A 13335-nucleotide genomic window follows, 5' to 3' on the forward strand; every position below is an offset into this window, starting at 1 on the left:
GGAGAGCGTAATGTTTCAAAAAGTATTGATTGCCAACCGGGGCGAAATTGCTGTCCGTGTCATTCGCGCCTGCCGCGAGTTGGGCATTCGTACGGTAGCTGTGTACTCCGAAGCAGATCGCGAAGCGCTGCACGTAAAATTGGCTGACGAAGCTTACTGCATTGGACCCACAGCATCGAAAGAAAGCTACCTCAACATTGCGAGCATCATGAGTGTAGCCACCAAGGTTGGGGCAGACGCCATCCATCCCGGCTACGGGTTTTTGGCAGAGAACGCCGACTTTGCCGAGATTTGTGCCGCTTGCAACATCACATTTATCGGGCCTGACCCGGAGGCCATCGTCAAGATGGGCGATAAATCCACCGCCAAGGATACGATGAAATCAGCCGGTGTACCGACTGTTCCGGGAACAGATGGCCTTGTCGAGGATATCGCCGATGCGATCAAGACGGCCAATGAAATCGGCTATCCGGTGATGGTAAAGGCAACCGCCGGCGGCGGAGGCCGCGGGATGCGCGTTGCTGTAGACGATGAGGATCTGGAAAAGGCGATCCGTCAAGCGCAAAACGAGGCGAAAACTGCCTTTGGCAACCCGGGCGTTTATCTCGAAAAATTCGTCGAAGGACCGCGCCACGTCGAAATTCAGATCATGGCAGATAAGCACGGCAATGTCGTGTATTTGGGTGAGCGCGACTGTTCCATTCAGCGACGCCATCAAAAATTGATTGAGGAAGCGCCATCTCCCGCCCTGAGCGAGGAACTGCGGAGAGAGATGGGGGAAGCGGCCGTAGCTGCAGCCAAAGCGGTAAATTACCACGGCGCAGGAACGGTTGAATTCCTTCTGGACAAACACGGGAAGTTCTACTTTATGGAGATGAACACCCGCATTCAGGTTGAACATCCGGTGACAGAGCTTGTAACCGGATTTGATTTGATTAAAGAACAGCTCACGGTAGCTGCAGGCCAGCCGCTGTCGTTTACACAGGACGACATCAAGCTGAATGGCTGGGCCATCGAATGCCGGATCAATGCGGAAAATCCGGTCAAGAATTTCATGCCATCCCCTGGGAAAATCACGACGTATCTCGCTCCGGGCGGATTCGGTGTGCGCGTCGACAGCGCCGCTTATACCGGCTATGTCATCCCGCCTTATTACGACTCGATGATCGCGAAGCTGATCGTCTGGGGCAAAGACCGCACGGAAGCGATCGAACGCATGAAGCGCGCGCTCGGCGAGTTTGTCGTGGAGGGTGTGCACACGACGATTCCGTTCCATCTCAAGGTGCTTGACCACGAAGTGTTCGCCAGCGGTCAGTTTGACACGAAATTCCTGGAGATTCATGAACTGAATCTGGACGAAGCTTGATTTGTAAAAGTGGAAGCTGCTTGTTATAATGGGTTACAAAACCATAGGGAGGTGCGAAGCGTGGAAGAGTTTACACCGGATCTAGAAAGAACAGAGCTTGGTAAGGTGCAGATCGCTCCCGAAGTCCTGGAAGTAATCGCCGGTATGGCTGCCTCTGAGGTAGAGGGTGTAGCACAAATGAGCGGTGGTTTCGTAGGTGAGATTGTCGAACGGCTCGGCCGTAAAAATATAGCTCGCGGCGTACGCGTAGAGGTAGGCTCGCGCGAAGCGGCAGTTGATGTATCGATTATCGTAAAATATGGACACCGTATCCCGGATGTCGCTCGAAATATTCAAGATAGTGTGCGCAACGCCATCGAAAGCATGACGGGTCTGTCGGTCGTGGAAGTAAACGTACATATTGTGGACGTAGAGCTGAAGCCCGAAGAAAAAGCGCCGGCTGCCGTGGAAGATTTCCAGCGCGTCCGCTAGTTCATCAGCAAGTTTGGATGCCCCCTATGCCTCAGGGGGCATTTTTCCTCATCTAAGAGTAACGGCCTCCTTGTTACCTTTGCACCAAAGGAGAGATGCTTGTGAATTTGTTTGACCGCTTTATCCTGACTTTGTACAGTTTTGCGCTGATCGTCCTCTCTGTCGGCGTGATCGGAGCCTCGAGCGGACTGATCCCAGCTGAATACATACGCCCCTATTTAGAGCAGCTGCTTGGCGGTTTCCAGCCTGCCTATCTGATCACGGCGGTGATTTTTTTAATTGTCAGCTTGCGGTTCTTTTTCAGTTCTTTCCGCCGCTCCAAGAAACCGAAAACGGAGAAGGGCATTCGCCAGCGCAGCGACTTGGGTGAAGTAAACATAACCCTGCAAACCATTCAGACAATCGCCGAGAGGGCGGCCAGAAGAGTGAAGGGGGTCCGCGATTTAAAGACTGTCGTACGGGCGCTGGAAAGCGGAAACACGATCACAGTCCGCGTCTCTGTCGACGGAGAGACGCCCTTGCCGGAGCTGACCCAGAAGCTGCAGACCGATATCAAGGAGCAGGTGGAGGGTATTGCCGGCGTCATCATCTCCGAGGTGGCGGTCGTTGTGACGGAAGTAGCCCAGCATGAGAATTACGCGGCTCGCAAACGAGTGGAATAGTAGGTGAAAGTCATGATATGGGAGTTGTTGTGGGAACACAAGGGGAAACTACTGGGGGTAGCCGCCGGACTTTTTTTCGGCATCATCTACCTTCTCGTCGGTTTTTGGGATACACTGGTGTTTGTCGTCTTTGTCTCCACCGGTTATTACATTGGACGCAAACTGGATCACAAAGAGGATTTGCGCGAAATTCTTGATCGTATCCTCCCTGGGAAGTTTCGCTAAGCGGGGCAGGGACCTCAATTTTATGAGTAGGTGAACGTGATGAAACGTAGGACAGCACGAGAAAAAGCAGTTCAATGCTTGTTTCAGATCGACATGGCAGATGTAAGTATGGAAGCTGCCCTCGAACTGGTTATGGAAGATAGCGAAGAAGACGCCTCTTACCTTCATTTTCTGGTAAAGGGCGTACTTGATCGTCTGCAAGAGATCGATGCCGAGATCCAAAAATATCTTCGCGGCTGGCGTCTGGAGCGAATCGCCAATGTAGACCGGGCCATCCTTCGTCTTGCATTTTTTGAAATCATGTTTGAAGAGGACATTCCGGATAAAGTGGCGTTGAATGAGGCGATCGAGATTGCCAAACTGTTCAGCGACGAACAATCTTATCGGTATATTAACGGCGTTTTGTCCAGTTATTTGAAAGCTCGCCAAACTGCGAACGCGTAGAGATGGGTGAAGCAGCATGACAAAGGTATTGTTGGGAATTGATACGAGCAACTACCGGACATCGTTGTGCTTGGCAGCGGAAGACGGCCGGATTGTGGCAGAAGCGAAACGACTTCTTCGAGTAAAAGAAGGCAAGCGTGGTCTGCAGCAATCAGAAGCCGTCTTTCAGCATGTGATGAACCTCCCCGAGCTGAGCAATGAGATGAGATGGACCGAATACGATATCGTTGCCGTCTGTGCAAGCGAAAAGCCGCGTCCGGTGGATGGCTCGTACATGCCGGTGTTTAAAGTGGGGGAAGGCTTGGCGAAGTCACTGTCAGCCTACATGAAGGTACCCGCCTTTTTGACGACTCATCAGGAGGGGCATATCGCAGCGGGCGAGTATACCGCAGCAGAGCGGCCGCGTGAAAACCGGTTTCTCGCGGTTCATTTGTCTGGGGGAACGAGCGAACTGCTCTTGTGCGAAAGAAAGGAAGACGGATACCAGATCGAGAAAGTGGGCGGAACGACAGATCTGCACGCAGGTCAACTGGTTGATCGGATCGGCGTGGCGCTGGGGATGTCTTTCCCGGCCGGACCACAGTTGGAAAAGCTCGCCTTGCAGGCGTCCGGAGATTTTCGCGTCTCCTCCTCAGTGCAGGGGAAATCATTCAGCTTCTCTGGACCGGAAGCGGCACTGTTGCGGGCGATTGAGGGCGGAAGCGTACCGGCCGCAGAGATTGCCAGGGCGACGGAGCAATGTATAGCAAGCACGCTGGAAAAAGTGCTCCGTCATGCCGTAGAGGAGGGTCTTCCTCGGGAAATTCTGATCGTTGGCGGTGTAGCGGCAAATCAGTACATACGAGAGCGGTTGACCAAGCGTTTGGAACATCCTGCCGTCAAGGCGCGCTTGTACTTTTGCGATCCAGTCTATTCTGGAGACAATGCGTACGGAGTGGCCATGTTGGGCTGGCAAAAACTAAAACACGAACATTAAACAATTATTAACTTTATAAAATTCGGCTTTACATCATCTCCTTGAATCGGTACACTTAACGTAGTGATCCAAACGAAGGAGGGTTCTTCGCCATGGCAGCAACTATTTTGTATGGCAAGGAAATTGCAAAAGATATTCGGGAACAATTGGCTGGCGAAGTTGCAGAACTGAAGCAAAATGGAATCGTGCCGGGATTGACCGTCGTTCTTGTGGGAGATGATCCCGCTTCGCATTCCTATGTCAGAGGGAAAGCTCGCGGTTGTGAAGAAGTGGGAATCCGCTCGGAAATCATTTATAAGGACGCATCCATCACCGAAAAGGAATTGTTGGAGATCGTCTATCAATTGAATGAAAATCCGAACGTTCACGGCATTTTGGTACAGTTGCCGCTTCCGGCTCATATCTCTGAAAAGGCAGTCATCGAGGCGATAAGTTCGGAAAAAGACGTCGACGGGTTCCACCCGGTCAATGTCGGGAACATGATGATCGGATACGATTCTTTGCTGCCTTGTACAGCCAACGGTGTAGTCGAGCTGATCAAGCGCACTGGCATGACGATCGAAGGCAAACACGCAGTCGTCATCGGCCGCAGCAACATCGTCGGAAAACCGGTATCGTATTTATTGCAGCGAGAAAATGCGACGGTGACGATGTGCCACTCGCGGACTGTTGATTTGCCGTCCTACACACGTCAGGCTGATATTTTGATCGTCGCGGCCGGCAAGGCGCACATGATCGGAAAAGAGGACGTGAAACCGGGAGCAGTGGTGATTGACGTCGGGGTAAACCGCATTGAGAGCGGCAAGCTCGTCGGAGATGTCCGCTTTGATGAAGTAAAGGAAGTAGCGAGCTACCTCACACCCGTTCCGGGCGGTGTCGGTCCGATGACGATTACAATGCTGCTGAAAAATACAATTGAAGCGGCCAGAAATCTCGCCAGGTAGTTTCTGCAGACGATTACAGGTACAGCTACCACGAAGCATGCAGAAAAAACGGTTCAGGCGAGCGATTTTTGCGTCCGTGATGAAACTTACCAAAACGGGAGGTACGCATGACGAGTCGTCAAATTTTTTCAGTCAGCGACCTGAACCGCTGCATTAAGCAGGTGTTGGAGCAGGATGTCCGCTTGCAGGACATTTGGGTGCGCGGTGAAATCTCCAACTTTGTTCATCATACAAGCGGTCACATGTACTTTACCTTAAAGGACAGCCAGTCGCGGGTCAAGGTGGTCATGTTCGCCGGCTACAATCGTTTTCTTCGCTTTCTGCCCAAGGATGGAACCAAGGTGATCGTGCGCGGTTCCATTTCTGCCTATGAACGGGACGGCGCTTATCAATTTTATGCCAAGGAAATGCAGCCGGACGGAATCGGTTCTCTTTATCTTGCCTTTGAGCAATTAAAAGCAAAGCTTGCGGGAGAAGGGTTGTTTGCCGCAGAGAGAAAACGTCCGCTGCCAGCCTTTCCGAGAAGAGTCGGGGTAGTCACGTCGCCTACCGGAGCGGCCATCCGCGACATTTGCACGACGATCAGGCGCCGCTATCCACAGGCGGAAATCGTCTTGTCCCCGGCTGTCGTCCAAGGGACAGAAGCGCCTGCTTCCATCGTTGCAGCGATTCGGATTATGAACAGTCAGCCAGACATCGATGTTCTCATCGTCGGACGTGGAGGCGGGTCAATCGAGGAGCTGTGGGCGTTTAACGAGGAGCAGGTCGCCCGTGCCATTGCAGCTTCCTCGATTCCCGTCATTTCCGCAGTCGGGCATGAAACCGATGTCACAATCGCCGATTTTGTAGCAGATGTTCGCGCTGCGACGCCTACAGCGGCAGCCGAGCTTGCTGTTCCCCATTACCTCGAATGGCTGGAGCGGGTGAAGCAGCTGGACACCCGGATGAGTCGAGCGCTGCATGGACGGCTGGCCTCGGAGCGAAAGCGTCTGGAGGGACTTGCCCAATCCTATGCGATGCGGCGACCACAGAGACGGGTGGAAGAAGCGCAGCAACGGCTCGATGAGGTTTCCCTGCGGCTGGGTCAAGCGGTCAAACACCTGATGAAAGGACGCAGGGATCGGTACAATCAGCTGTCCGATCGGGTCAGGCGGTATCGGCTTACAGATGTGGTCGAACGACAGAAAAAGGCGATTGGGCTGAGCCGTGCCCGGCTTGACGAGTTGATGAAGCAGCGTCTGGTCAAGAGCAGGATGTCTTTTGCTTCATCCGTTGCGCAGCTGGATGCATTAAGCCCGCTGAAAGTCATGCAGCGCGGATTTTCGCTCGTGTACGCTTCCGGACAACTGGTAAAATCGGTTGAGCAATTTGCTCCAGGCGAAGAACTCATGTTACGATTAAAGGATGGAAGTGCTACTGCACGCGTGGAACAGATTTACCGGGAGGAGAAGCGAGATGGCACGGAAAAAGACGGACCAAGAGGCTGACATTCAGTTTGAAGAAGCGATGAAACGGCTTGAAGAAGTGGTGAATCGGCTGGAGGAAGGAGAGATTCCTCTGGAGGAAGCGATCCAGCTTTATCAGGAAGGCGTTACGCTCTCCCGAATCTGCGGCCAAAAGCTGGATGCGATCGAAGCCAAAATCACACAACTGATCGAAGAAGACGGCCAGCTGAAGCAAAAGCCGTTTCGTGTGGAGGGTGAAATCTGATGGCCGTATCCCTCCAATCCTATCTGGAAGAAAAGACAAGCTTCATCGAGCAGCATCTGACATCGCTGTTGGAGCGGGAGGGTGTTCCGGCTACACTGTACGAATCCATGGCGTATTCGCTGATGGCAGGGGGAAAACGCCTGCGCCCGATGCTGGTTCTGGCCGTTCTGGAAGCCCTGGACAAGCCCGTAGAGCGCGGCATCCCCTATGCGGCTGCTTTGGAAATGATACATACGTATTCGCTCATTCACGATGATTTGCCTGCGATGGATGATGACGACCTGAGGAGAGGCAAACCGACGAATCATAAAGTGTTCGGCGAAGCAACAGCAATCCTGGCCGGCGACGCCTTGCTGACGCGCGCCTTCGGTTTGATTGCCGAGCGGTATCTGAACGATCCCGATGTAAAGGCGGAGACGGTTGTACGACTGGTTGCGGAGCTTGGAAAACGGGCGGGAGCAACCGGCATGGTCGGCGGACAGATGGCTGATATTGAGGGCGAAGGCAAACAGCTGAGTCTGGCGGAACTGGAGTACATCCACAAGCATAAGACAGGCGATTTGCTGATTGCTGCGCTGCGGGGCGGAGGCTATTTGGCGGAAGCGACAGAGAAGCAGATGGATGCTTTGACCCAATACGGAAGAAACATCGGACTGGCCTTCCAAATTCAGGACGATATTTTGAATGTAGAAGGGGATTCCTCTCAGCTCGGCAAAGCCGTCGGAAGCGATGCGGATCGGCAAAAGGCTACCTATCCGGCGCTGATCGGCATGGATGAATCGAAGGCGCGTTTGCTGCAGCTTGTCGCCGAAGCCAAGCAAGTGTTGAGAAGCGCTGGAATGGATCACTCGGCCCTCATGCCACTGGCTGATTACGTCATGGAACGGAAAAAGTAAAAGACGCGGAGCAGTTGCTTCCGCGTCTTTTTTTCGTCATTAGATTGACAAGGTTGTTACACCTACAAAGCCTTGTCATCCACGCCGTCCAACCATTTTTTGATATCCCCGATCACGGAAGACACACAGCCGTCCTCAAACGGCGAATCCAGCTTCGCTACTTTTACCAGCTCGGTAAACGACTTGCTGCCGCCCTCCTTGCAAAGGGTAAGGTAATCGTCCCACGCCTCTGCCGGATTATGCTGGGCCCGCTTCCAGAATTGGAAGGCGCAGATTTGCGCAAGCGTATAATCGATGTAATAGAAGGGGTCCATGAAAATATGGCCCTGCTGTTGCCAGTACCCTCCGTTTTCGAGGAAATCATTGTCTTCATAATTGAGATGAGGCAGATACTTGCGCTCGATTTCGCGCCATGTCTGTTTCCGCTGCGCGGGAGTCATATCCGGATTTTCATAGATGGCGTGCTGGAATTCGTCAACCGTTACGCCGTAAGGAATGAACTGAAGCGCATCGGCGAGATGGGAAAACTTGTACTTTTCCGTATCTTCCTGAAAAAACAGCTCCATCCACGGCCAGGTCAAAAACTCCATGCTCATGGAGTGAATTTCACAAGCCTCATAGGTAGGGAAATGGTACTCCGGAACGGCGAAGTCCCTGCTCATGTAAACCTGAAAAGCGTGTCCGGCCTCGTGTGTCAAGACATCGATGTCGCCGGAAGTGCCGTTGAAATTGGCAAAGATATAAGGGAGTCGGTATTGGCTGATGTACGTGCAATAACCGCCTGTCGCTTTGCCCTTCTTGCTCAACAGATCCATGCAATCGTTCTCAAGCATGAAAGAGTAGAACTCCCCGGTTTCCTTGGAAAGCTCATTGTACATTCGCTTGCCGTTTTCCACGATCCATTCGGGAGAGCCCTTGGGCGTAGGATTTCCGGTAGCGAACTGGAACGGCTTGTCATAGTAGCGCAAAGTCTCCACGCCAATTCTTTCACGCTGTCTTTCATACAAGCTGCTGGCGACAGGAACGATATGCTCCAGCACCTGTTTGCGGAAGACGGCCACCATTTCTGCATTGTAATCCGTCCGATTCAGACGGGCATAGGCCAGCTCTGTAAAGCTTTGATAGCCGAGCTTGCGGGCGATTCGGGTACGCACCTTCACAAGCTCGTCATAGATGCGATCAAGCTCTTCGCCATGCTCGCGGAAAAAGCTGTAGCGAGCCTCGTGCGCTCTCTTTCTCATCTGCCGGTCGATAGATGTCTGGAACGGGATCAATTGCGGCAGTGTCCGCTCTTCGCCCTCGAACTGAATGCGGGCCGAAGCGATCAAAGCCATGTATTGGCTGCTTAGCCGGTTTTCCTCCTGCAAGTCGAGAACGACCTCGGGAGAAAAGGTGCGAATCTTGGTTTCGGCGATGCGGAAGAGCTGCGCTCCCCATTTGGCCTCCAGCTCCTTGCGGAAACGGGACTGGACAATCGCCTCATAATACTTTGTCACCAATCCTTGATACTGTGGTCCTGCTTCATCCCAATAATCCTGTTCGTCCTTGTAAAACGAATCGGTTGTGTCGATCGTGTGTCTGATGTGAGAAATTTCACGTGCAGACTCTACCTCCTGACGGATCTCCTGGATGCGGAGCATCGCCTCGTCTTGCTCCTGCCAGGTGGACGCCCGCTGGAAGGCAGCAAGCTGCTCTTCAAATCGGGCTTCGATCGCTGCCAGCGGGATGCGTTCATAGTTGATTTGTGAAAAAGGTACTGCTGTGCTCATGGACGAAACCCTCCCATAAAAGGTTTGATGGATTGATTTTATTTTACCAGAAGCTGGACGCGATTTCTCTTGAAAACAGATGAAAGTGGAGTTTTTATGAAGAAACCGTTATAATGAAGCAAGCTAAATGAACCAAGGTTGTCCGAAAGTGATTCGGATTGCAGCATACCCAATGACCCAAGAATGAGTGAAAGTGAGGAATAGTAATGCTGCTAACTAGCATCAACAATCCTCAAGATCTGAAGAAATGCTCATTGCCTGAGCTATACGCACTGGCAGACGAGATCCGACAGTTCCTTGTGGAAAACCTGTCCAAAACGGGCGGCCATCTGGCACCTAATCTTGGTGTAGTGGAATTGACGCTCGCCCTACACTATGTATTTAACAGCCCGGTAGATAAGTTGATTTGGGACGTAGGACATCAAGCCTATGTACATAAAATTTTGACGGGCCGGCGCGAAATGTTTCCGACGCTTCGCCAGTATAAAGGATTGTGCGGCTTTCCGAAAATGTGCGAAAGCCCGCATGACGTCTGGGAAACAGGGCACAGCAGTACGTCCCTGTCCGCCGCTATGGGAATGGCAACCGCACGCGATTTGAAAAAGGAAAAGAACCACGTCGTGGCGATCATCGGCGACGGTGCCCTGACTGGCGGTATGGCGCTGGAAGCGATGAACCACATCGGCCATGAAGGCAAAAATGTCATCGTTGTGCTCAACGACAATGAAATGTCCATCGCGCCAAACGTGGGTGCCCTGCACAATTATTTGGGCAAATTGCGCTCCGCGACCAATTACAAACGAGCAAAGGAAGAGCTTGAGCATTTGCTGAAATCGATTCCGGCGGTAGGCGGAAGGCTTGCCCATATGGCGGAGCGATTCAAGGACAGCATGAAGTATTTGCTCGTCTCCGGCATCTTGTTTGAGGAACTGGGCTTTACCTATATCGGTCCGATTGATGGACACAACATGGAGCTCATGCTCGACACCCTGAAAACGGCGAAACAGACGAAGGGGCCGGTGCTGATCCATGCCATCACCAAAAAAGGCAAAGGCTACGCGCCTGCAGAAGCGGATTCGGTCAAATGGCACGGTATCGGCACGTACAAAATCGAGTCTGGCGATACCCCGAAATCGGCACCTATGTATACGAAGGTGTTCGCGGACACGATGATCAGTCTGGCCGAAGAGGACGAGCGGATCGTGGCGGTAACACCGGCTATGCCCGCGGGCTCCGGTCTGATCCCGTTTGGCGAGCGCTTCCCGGATCGGCTGTTTGACGTAGGGATTGCAGAGCAGCACGCATGCACGTTTGCCGCAGGCTTGGCAACACAAGGCTTGAAGCCTGTCTTCGCGGTTTACTCGACATTCCTGCAGCGGGCCTACGACCAGTTGATTCACGACGTGGCCCGGCAAAAGCTGAACGTGATCTTTGCCGTTGACCGGGCAGGCCTGGTCGGTGCTGACGGGGAGACGCATCAGGGCGTGTATGACATCGCATTTATGAGGGCCATCCCGAATATGGTCATCATGGCGCCGAAGGATGAAAACGAGCTGCGCCATATGATGAAAACGGCGGTCGCGTACGAGGACGGTCCGATATCCTTCCGCTATCCCCGCCTAAGCGTCCGAGGCGTAAAGATCGATGACGAGATGAAGCCGCTTCCGATCGGAAAGGCTGAAATCGTCCGCGAAGGAAGAGACGTCGCGATCCTGTCATTTGGTCATATTTTCGAAATCGCGGAACACGCGGTGGAACAGCTCAGCCGCGAAGGGATCCATCCGATGCTGGTAAATGCCCGCTTCTGCAAGCCGCTTGATGCGGAGCTGCTGACCAGGCTGGCACGGGAAGGCTATGACCTCATTACAGTTGAGGAAGGCTCCGAGATGGGCGGCTTTGGAAGTGCTGTCCGCGAGTTTTTGGCTGAAGCGGGGTACCATCATATCCGAGTCAAAACAATAGGCGTTCCCGACTATTTCGTCGAGCATGGCAGCGTGAAAGAACAACGGCTGGAGGTCGGATTGACGGCTGAGCAAATCGTCGCCTGTGTCCGCGCATTTTTGCCCGTATCGAAAGGCGTTGTCGAGGCATGAAAAAGGAACGGCTGGACGTTCTGCTGGTAGAACGCGGATTGTATGACACCAGAGAAAAGGCAAAAGCGGCAGTAATGGCCGGTCTCGTACAGGTGAAAGGGGAGCGGTGCGACAAGCCGGGCACCAAATTTCCCGAGGATATTGCCATCACGGTAAAGGGCGAGGTTCACCCGTATGTGAGCCGCGGCGGATTAAAGCTGGAAAAAGCATTGAACATATTCGACCTCGTCATAGACGGCAAAGTCATGATGGATATCGGTTCCTCAACAGGCGGATTTACGGATTGCGCACTGCAAAATGGCGCGAGAAAAGTGTATGCGATTGATGTTGGCTACAATCAGCTCGCCTGGTCGCTGAGGAAGGACGAGCGGGTCGTGGTGATGGAACGAACGAATTTCCGTCACATGGACCCCGACAGCTTTGAAGATGAGCGGCCGGAAGTCGCTTCCATTGATGTGTCCTTCATTTCGTTGAAACTGATATTGCCGGTCTTGTATCGTTTTTTGGAACAAGGCGGCGACGTCGTTGCCCTCGTAAAGCCACAGTTCGAGGCAGGCAAGGAAAACGTCGGGAAAAACGGCATTGTTCGTGACCCGGACATTCACGAGGCTGTGTTGATCGACATTGGACAAGCCGCGATGCAAATCGGCTTTTCGTTGCACGGTCTTTCTTACTCGCCCATTACCGGAGGAGAAGGAAACATCGAGTTTTTGCTGCACGCAAAAAAGGCAGGCGGAGGCTTCGCTTCGGAGGAATGGCTGAAAAAGGTGAGTGAGACTGTGGCTATCGCTCACCGCGAATTGAAGTGAAAGTAGGACAAAAAGCCTCGATGCGGGAAGTCGAGGCTTTTTTTGTATGCATGAAAAGTTGTATACTTGTATAAGGATTTCCAACCGACGAAGTTTTGGGGTGGGCCATGTTGAAGACGTTTGGTATCGTAGCGAATAAAGGAAAACCTGAGGCCCGCATTGTGGCCAGAGAATTGGTATATTTGCTGGAGGAAAAAGGAGCCAGAGTCCTTCTGGATGAACAGATGGCTTCTTACGTAGGCAGAGGGGATATCGGGACAAGCCTGGAAGCGATCGGCTCTGAAGCTCAGCTTTTGTGTGTCCTGGGCGGAGACGGCACCTTGCTTGGCATCGCGCGCCGCTTGGCAGGACGCTCCTTGCCGATTTTGGGCATCAATCTGGGAACGCTCGGGTTTCTCTCGGAAGCCGACCCGGAGCATTTGCCCCACGCCGTCGACAATCTGCTTTCTGGACAATACTACATTGAAGAACGCTCCATGCTGGAGGCAGAGCTGGTCCGAAACAAATCCACGCTTGCCCGCTATACGGCGATGAATGACATCGGGATTGCCAAAGGGTCGTTCTGCCGCATTATTCAATGTGCGGTTTATTTGGACGATGTGTATGTGGCAACCTTCAGCGGCGATGGGGTGATCGTATCGAGTCCGACAGGCTCTACAGCGTATTCTCTATCTGCCGGCGGTCCGATTGTGGCGCCGAATGTCGATATGCTGCTGCTGACGCCTGTAGCGCCGCATTCTTTGACTGCCCGCCCGATGGTGCTATCGCCCAATCAGGTTATTCGGATTGAGGTGGATGCCATTCATCACGAAATGGGCTTGTCTATAGATGGGCAATTCGGATACAAGCTGGAGGGTGGCGATCAGATTTTCATCCGCAAGTCGCCATATGTGACCCCATTGGTCAAATGGAAAAAAGGCGGCTTTTTTGAAACAATTCGCACCAAATTACAAGGGGAATGGGAGTAATC

The 13335-nt window shown here is 52.8% G+C and carries 14 protein-coding genes; 13 read left to right on the forward strand and 1 reads right to left on the reverse strand.

Annotation, left to right across the window (positions count from 1 at the left end):
* Window positions 1-10 precede the first annotated feature (10 nt).
* The 10 genes from accC to NSQ24_RS11545 all read left to right on the forward strand — a co-directional run bounded on the left by accC (window position 11) and on the right by NSQ24_RS11545 (window position 7694).
* A complete protein-coding gene (accC, locus tag NSQ24_RS11500) occupies window positions 11-1366 on the forward strand; it encodes an acetyl-CoA carboxylase biotin carboxylase subunit (RefSeq protein ID WP_024984902.1) in 1356 nt (451 codons plus the stop codon).
* A gap of 60 nt (window positions 1367-1426) precedes the next feature.
* Window positions 1427-1837: an Asp23/Gls24 family envelope stress response protein gene (locus NSQ24_RS11505; RefSeq protein WP_003387265.1), complete on the forward strand. Its 411-nt coding sequence runs from the start codon at window positions 1427-1429 to the stop codon at window positions 1835-1837.
* A gap of 95 nt (window positions 1838-1932) precedes the next feature.
* Window positions 1933-2499 carry an alkaline shock response membrane anchor protein AmaP gene (gene amaP, locus NSQ24_RS11510; protein ID WP_171506318.1) on the forward strand — a complete coding sequence of 189 codons (567 nt, stop codon included), beginning with the start codon at window positions 1933-1935 and terminating at the stop codon, window positions 2497-2499.
* A 12-nt stretch (window positions 2500-2511) separates the two neighbouring features.
* On the forward strand, window positions 2512-2724 hold the full coding sequence (locus NSQ24_RS11515) for a DUF2273 domain-containing protein (protein WP_003387263.1): 213 nt from the start codon (window positions 2512-2514) through the stop codon (window positions 2722-2724).
* A 39-nt stretch (window positions 2725-2763) separates the two neighbouring features.
* The gene (gene nusB / locus NSQ24_RS11520) at window positions 2764-3168 is read left to right on the forward strand and encodes a transcription antitermination factor NusB (protein ID WP_003387262.1); all 405 of its coding nucleotides are present in this window, start codon (window positions 2764-2766) and stop codon (window positions 3166-3168) included.
* Between the two features lie 16 nt (window positions 3169-3184).
* Window positions 3185-4144: an O-sialoglycoprotein endopeptidase gene (locus NSQ24_RS11525; protein ID WP_024984903.1), complete on the forward strand. Its 960-nt coding sequence runs from the start codon at window positions 3185-3187 to the stop codon at window positions 4142-4144.
* A 92-nt stretch (window positions 4145-4236) separates the two neighbouring features.
* Complete coding sequence (gene folD, locus NSQ24_RS11530) at window positions 4237-5088, forward strand: bifunctional methylenetetrahydrofolate dehydrogenase/methenyltetrahydrofolate cyclohydrolase FolD (protein WP_003387260.1); 852 nt, start codon at window positions 4237-4239, stop codon at window positions 5086-5088.
* A 107-nt stretch (window positions 5089-5195) separates the two neighbouring features.
* Window positions 5196-6575, forward strand: coding sequence for an exodeoxyribonuclease VII large subunit (gene xseA / locus NSQ24_RS11535; RefSeq protein WP_003387259.1), 1380 nt, complete (start codon window positions 5196-5198; stop codon window positions 6573-6575).
* On the forward strand, window positions 6544-6798 hold the full coding sequence (locus tag NSQ24_RS11540) for an exodeoxyribonuclease VII small subunit (protein WP_003387257.1): 255 nt from the start codon (window positions 6544-6546) through the stop codon (window positions 6796-6798). Before xseA ends, NSQ24_RS11540 begins: the two co-directional genes overlap by 32 nt.
* The gene (locus tag NSQ24_RS11545) at window positions 6798-7694 is read left to right on the forward strand and encodes a polyprenyl synthetase family protein (RefSeq protein ID WP_003387255.1); all 897 of its coding nucleotides are present in this window, start codon (window positions 6798-6800) and stop codon (window positions 7692-7694) included. Before NSQ24_RS11540 ends, NSQ24_RS11545 begins: the two co-directional genes overlap by 1 nt.
* 62 nt (window positions 7695-7756) lie before the next feature.
* Here the strand turns inward: NSQ24_RS11545 and NSQ24_RS11550 are convergent, their stop codons facing one another.
* Window positions 7757-9463, reverse strand: coding sequence for a M3 family oligoendopeptidase (locus NSQ24_RS11550; RefSeq protein WP_039070837.1), 1707 nt, complete (start codon window positions 9461-9463; stop codon window positions 7757-7759).
* Window positions 9464-9669: 206 nt separating this feature from the next.
* Between NSQ24_RS11550 and dxs the strand changes: the two genes are divergently transcribed.
* The 3 genes from dxs (at window position 9670) to NSQ24_RS11565 (ending at window position 13333) form a co-directional block, all read left to right on the forward strand.
* Window positions 9670-11556: a 1-deoxy-D-xylulose-5-phosphate synthase gene (dxs, locus tag NSQ24_RS11555; RefSeq protein ID WP_024984905.1), complete on the forward strand. Its 1887-nt coding sequence runs from the start codon at window positions 9670-9672 to the stop codon at window positions 11554-11556.
* Entirely contained in the window at window positions 11553-12365 is an 813-nt protein-coding gene (locus tag NSQ24_RS11560) for a TlyA family RNA methyltransferase (RefSeq protein ID WP_172920381.1), read from the forward strand. Before dxs ends, NSQ24_RS11560 begins: the two co-directional genes overlap by 4 nt.
* A 110-nt stretch (window positions 12366-12475) precedes the next feature.
* The gene (locus NSQ24_RS11565; protein ID WP_024984906.1) at window positions 12476-13333 is read left to right on the forward strand and encodes an NAD(+)/NADH kinase; all 858 of its coding nucleotides are present in this window, start codon (window positions 12476-12478) and stop codon (window positions 13331-13333) included.
* Window positions 13334-13335 lie beyond the last annotated feature (2 nt).

Origin of the sequence: Brevibacillus sp. FSL L8-0520, from assembly GCF_037963895.1 — a bacterium.
GTDB lineage: Bacteria > Bacillota > Bacilli > Brevibacillales > Brevibacillaceae > Brevibacillus > Brevibacillus borstelensis.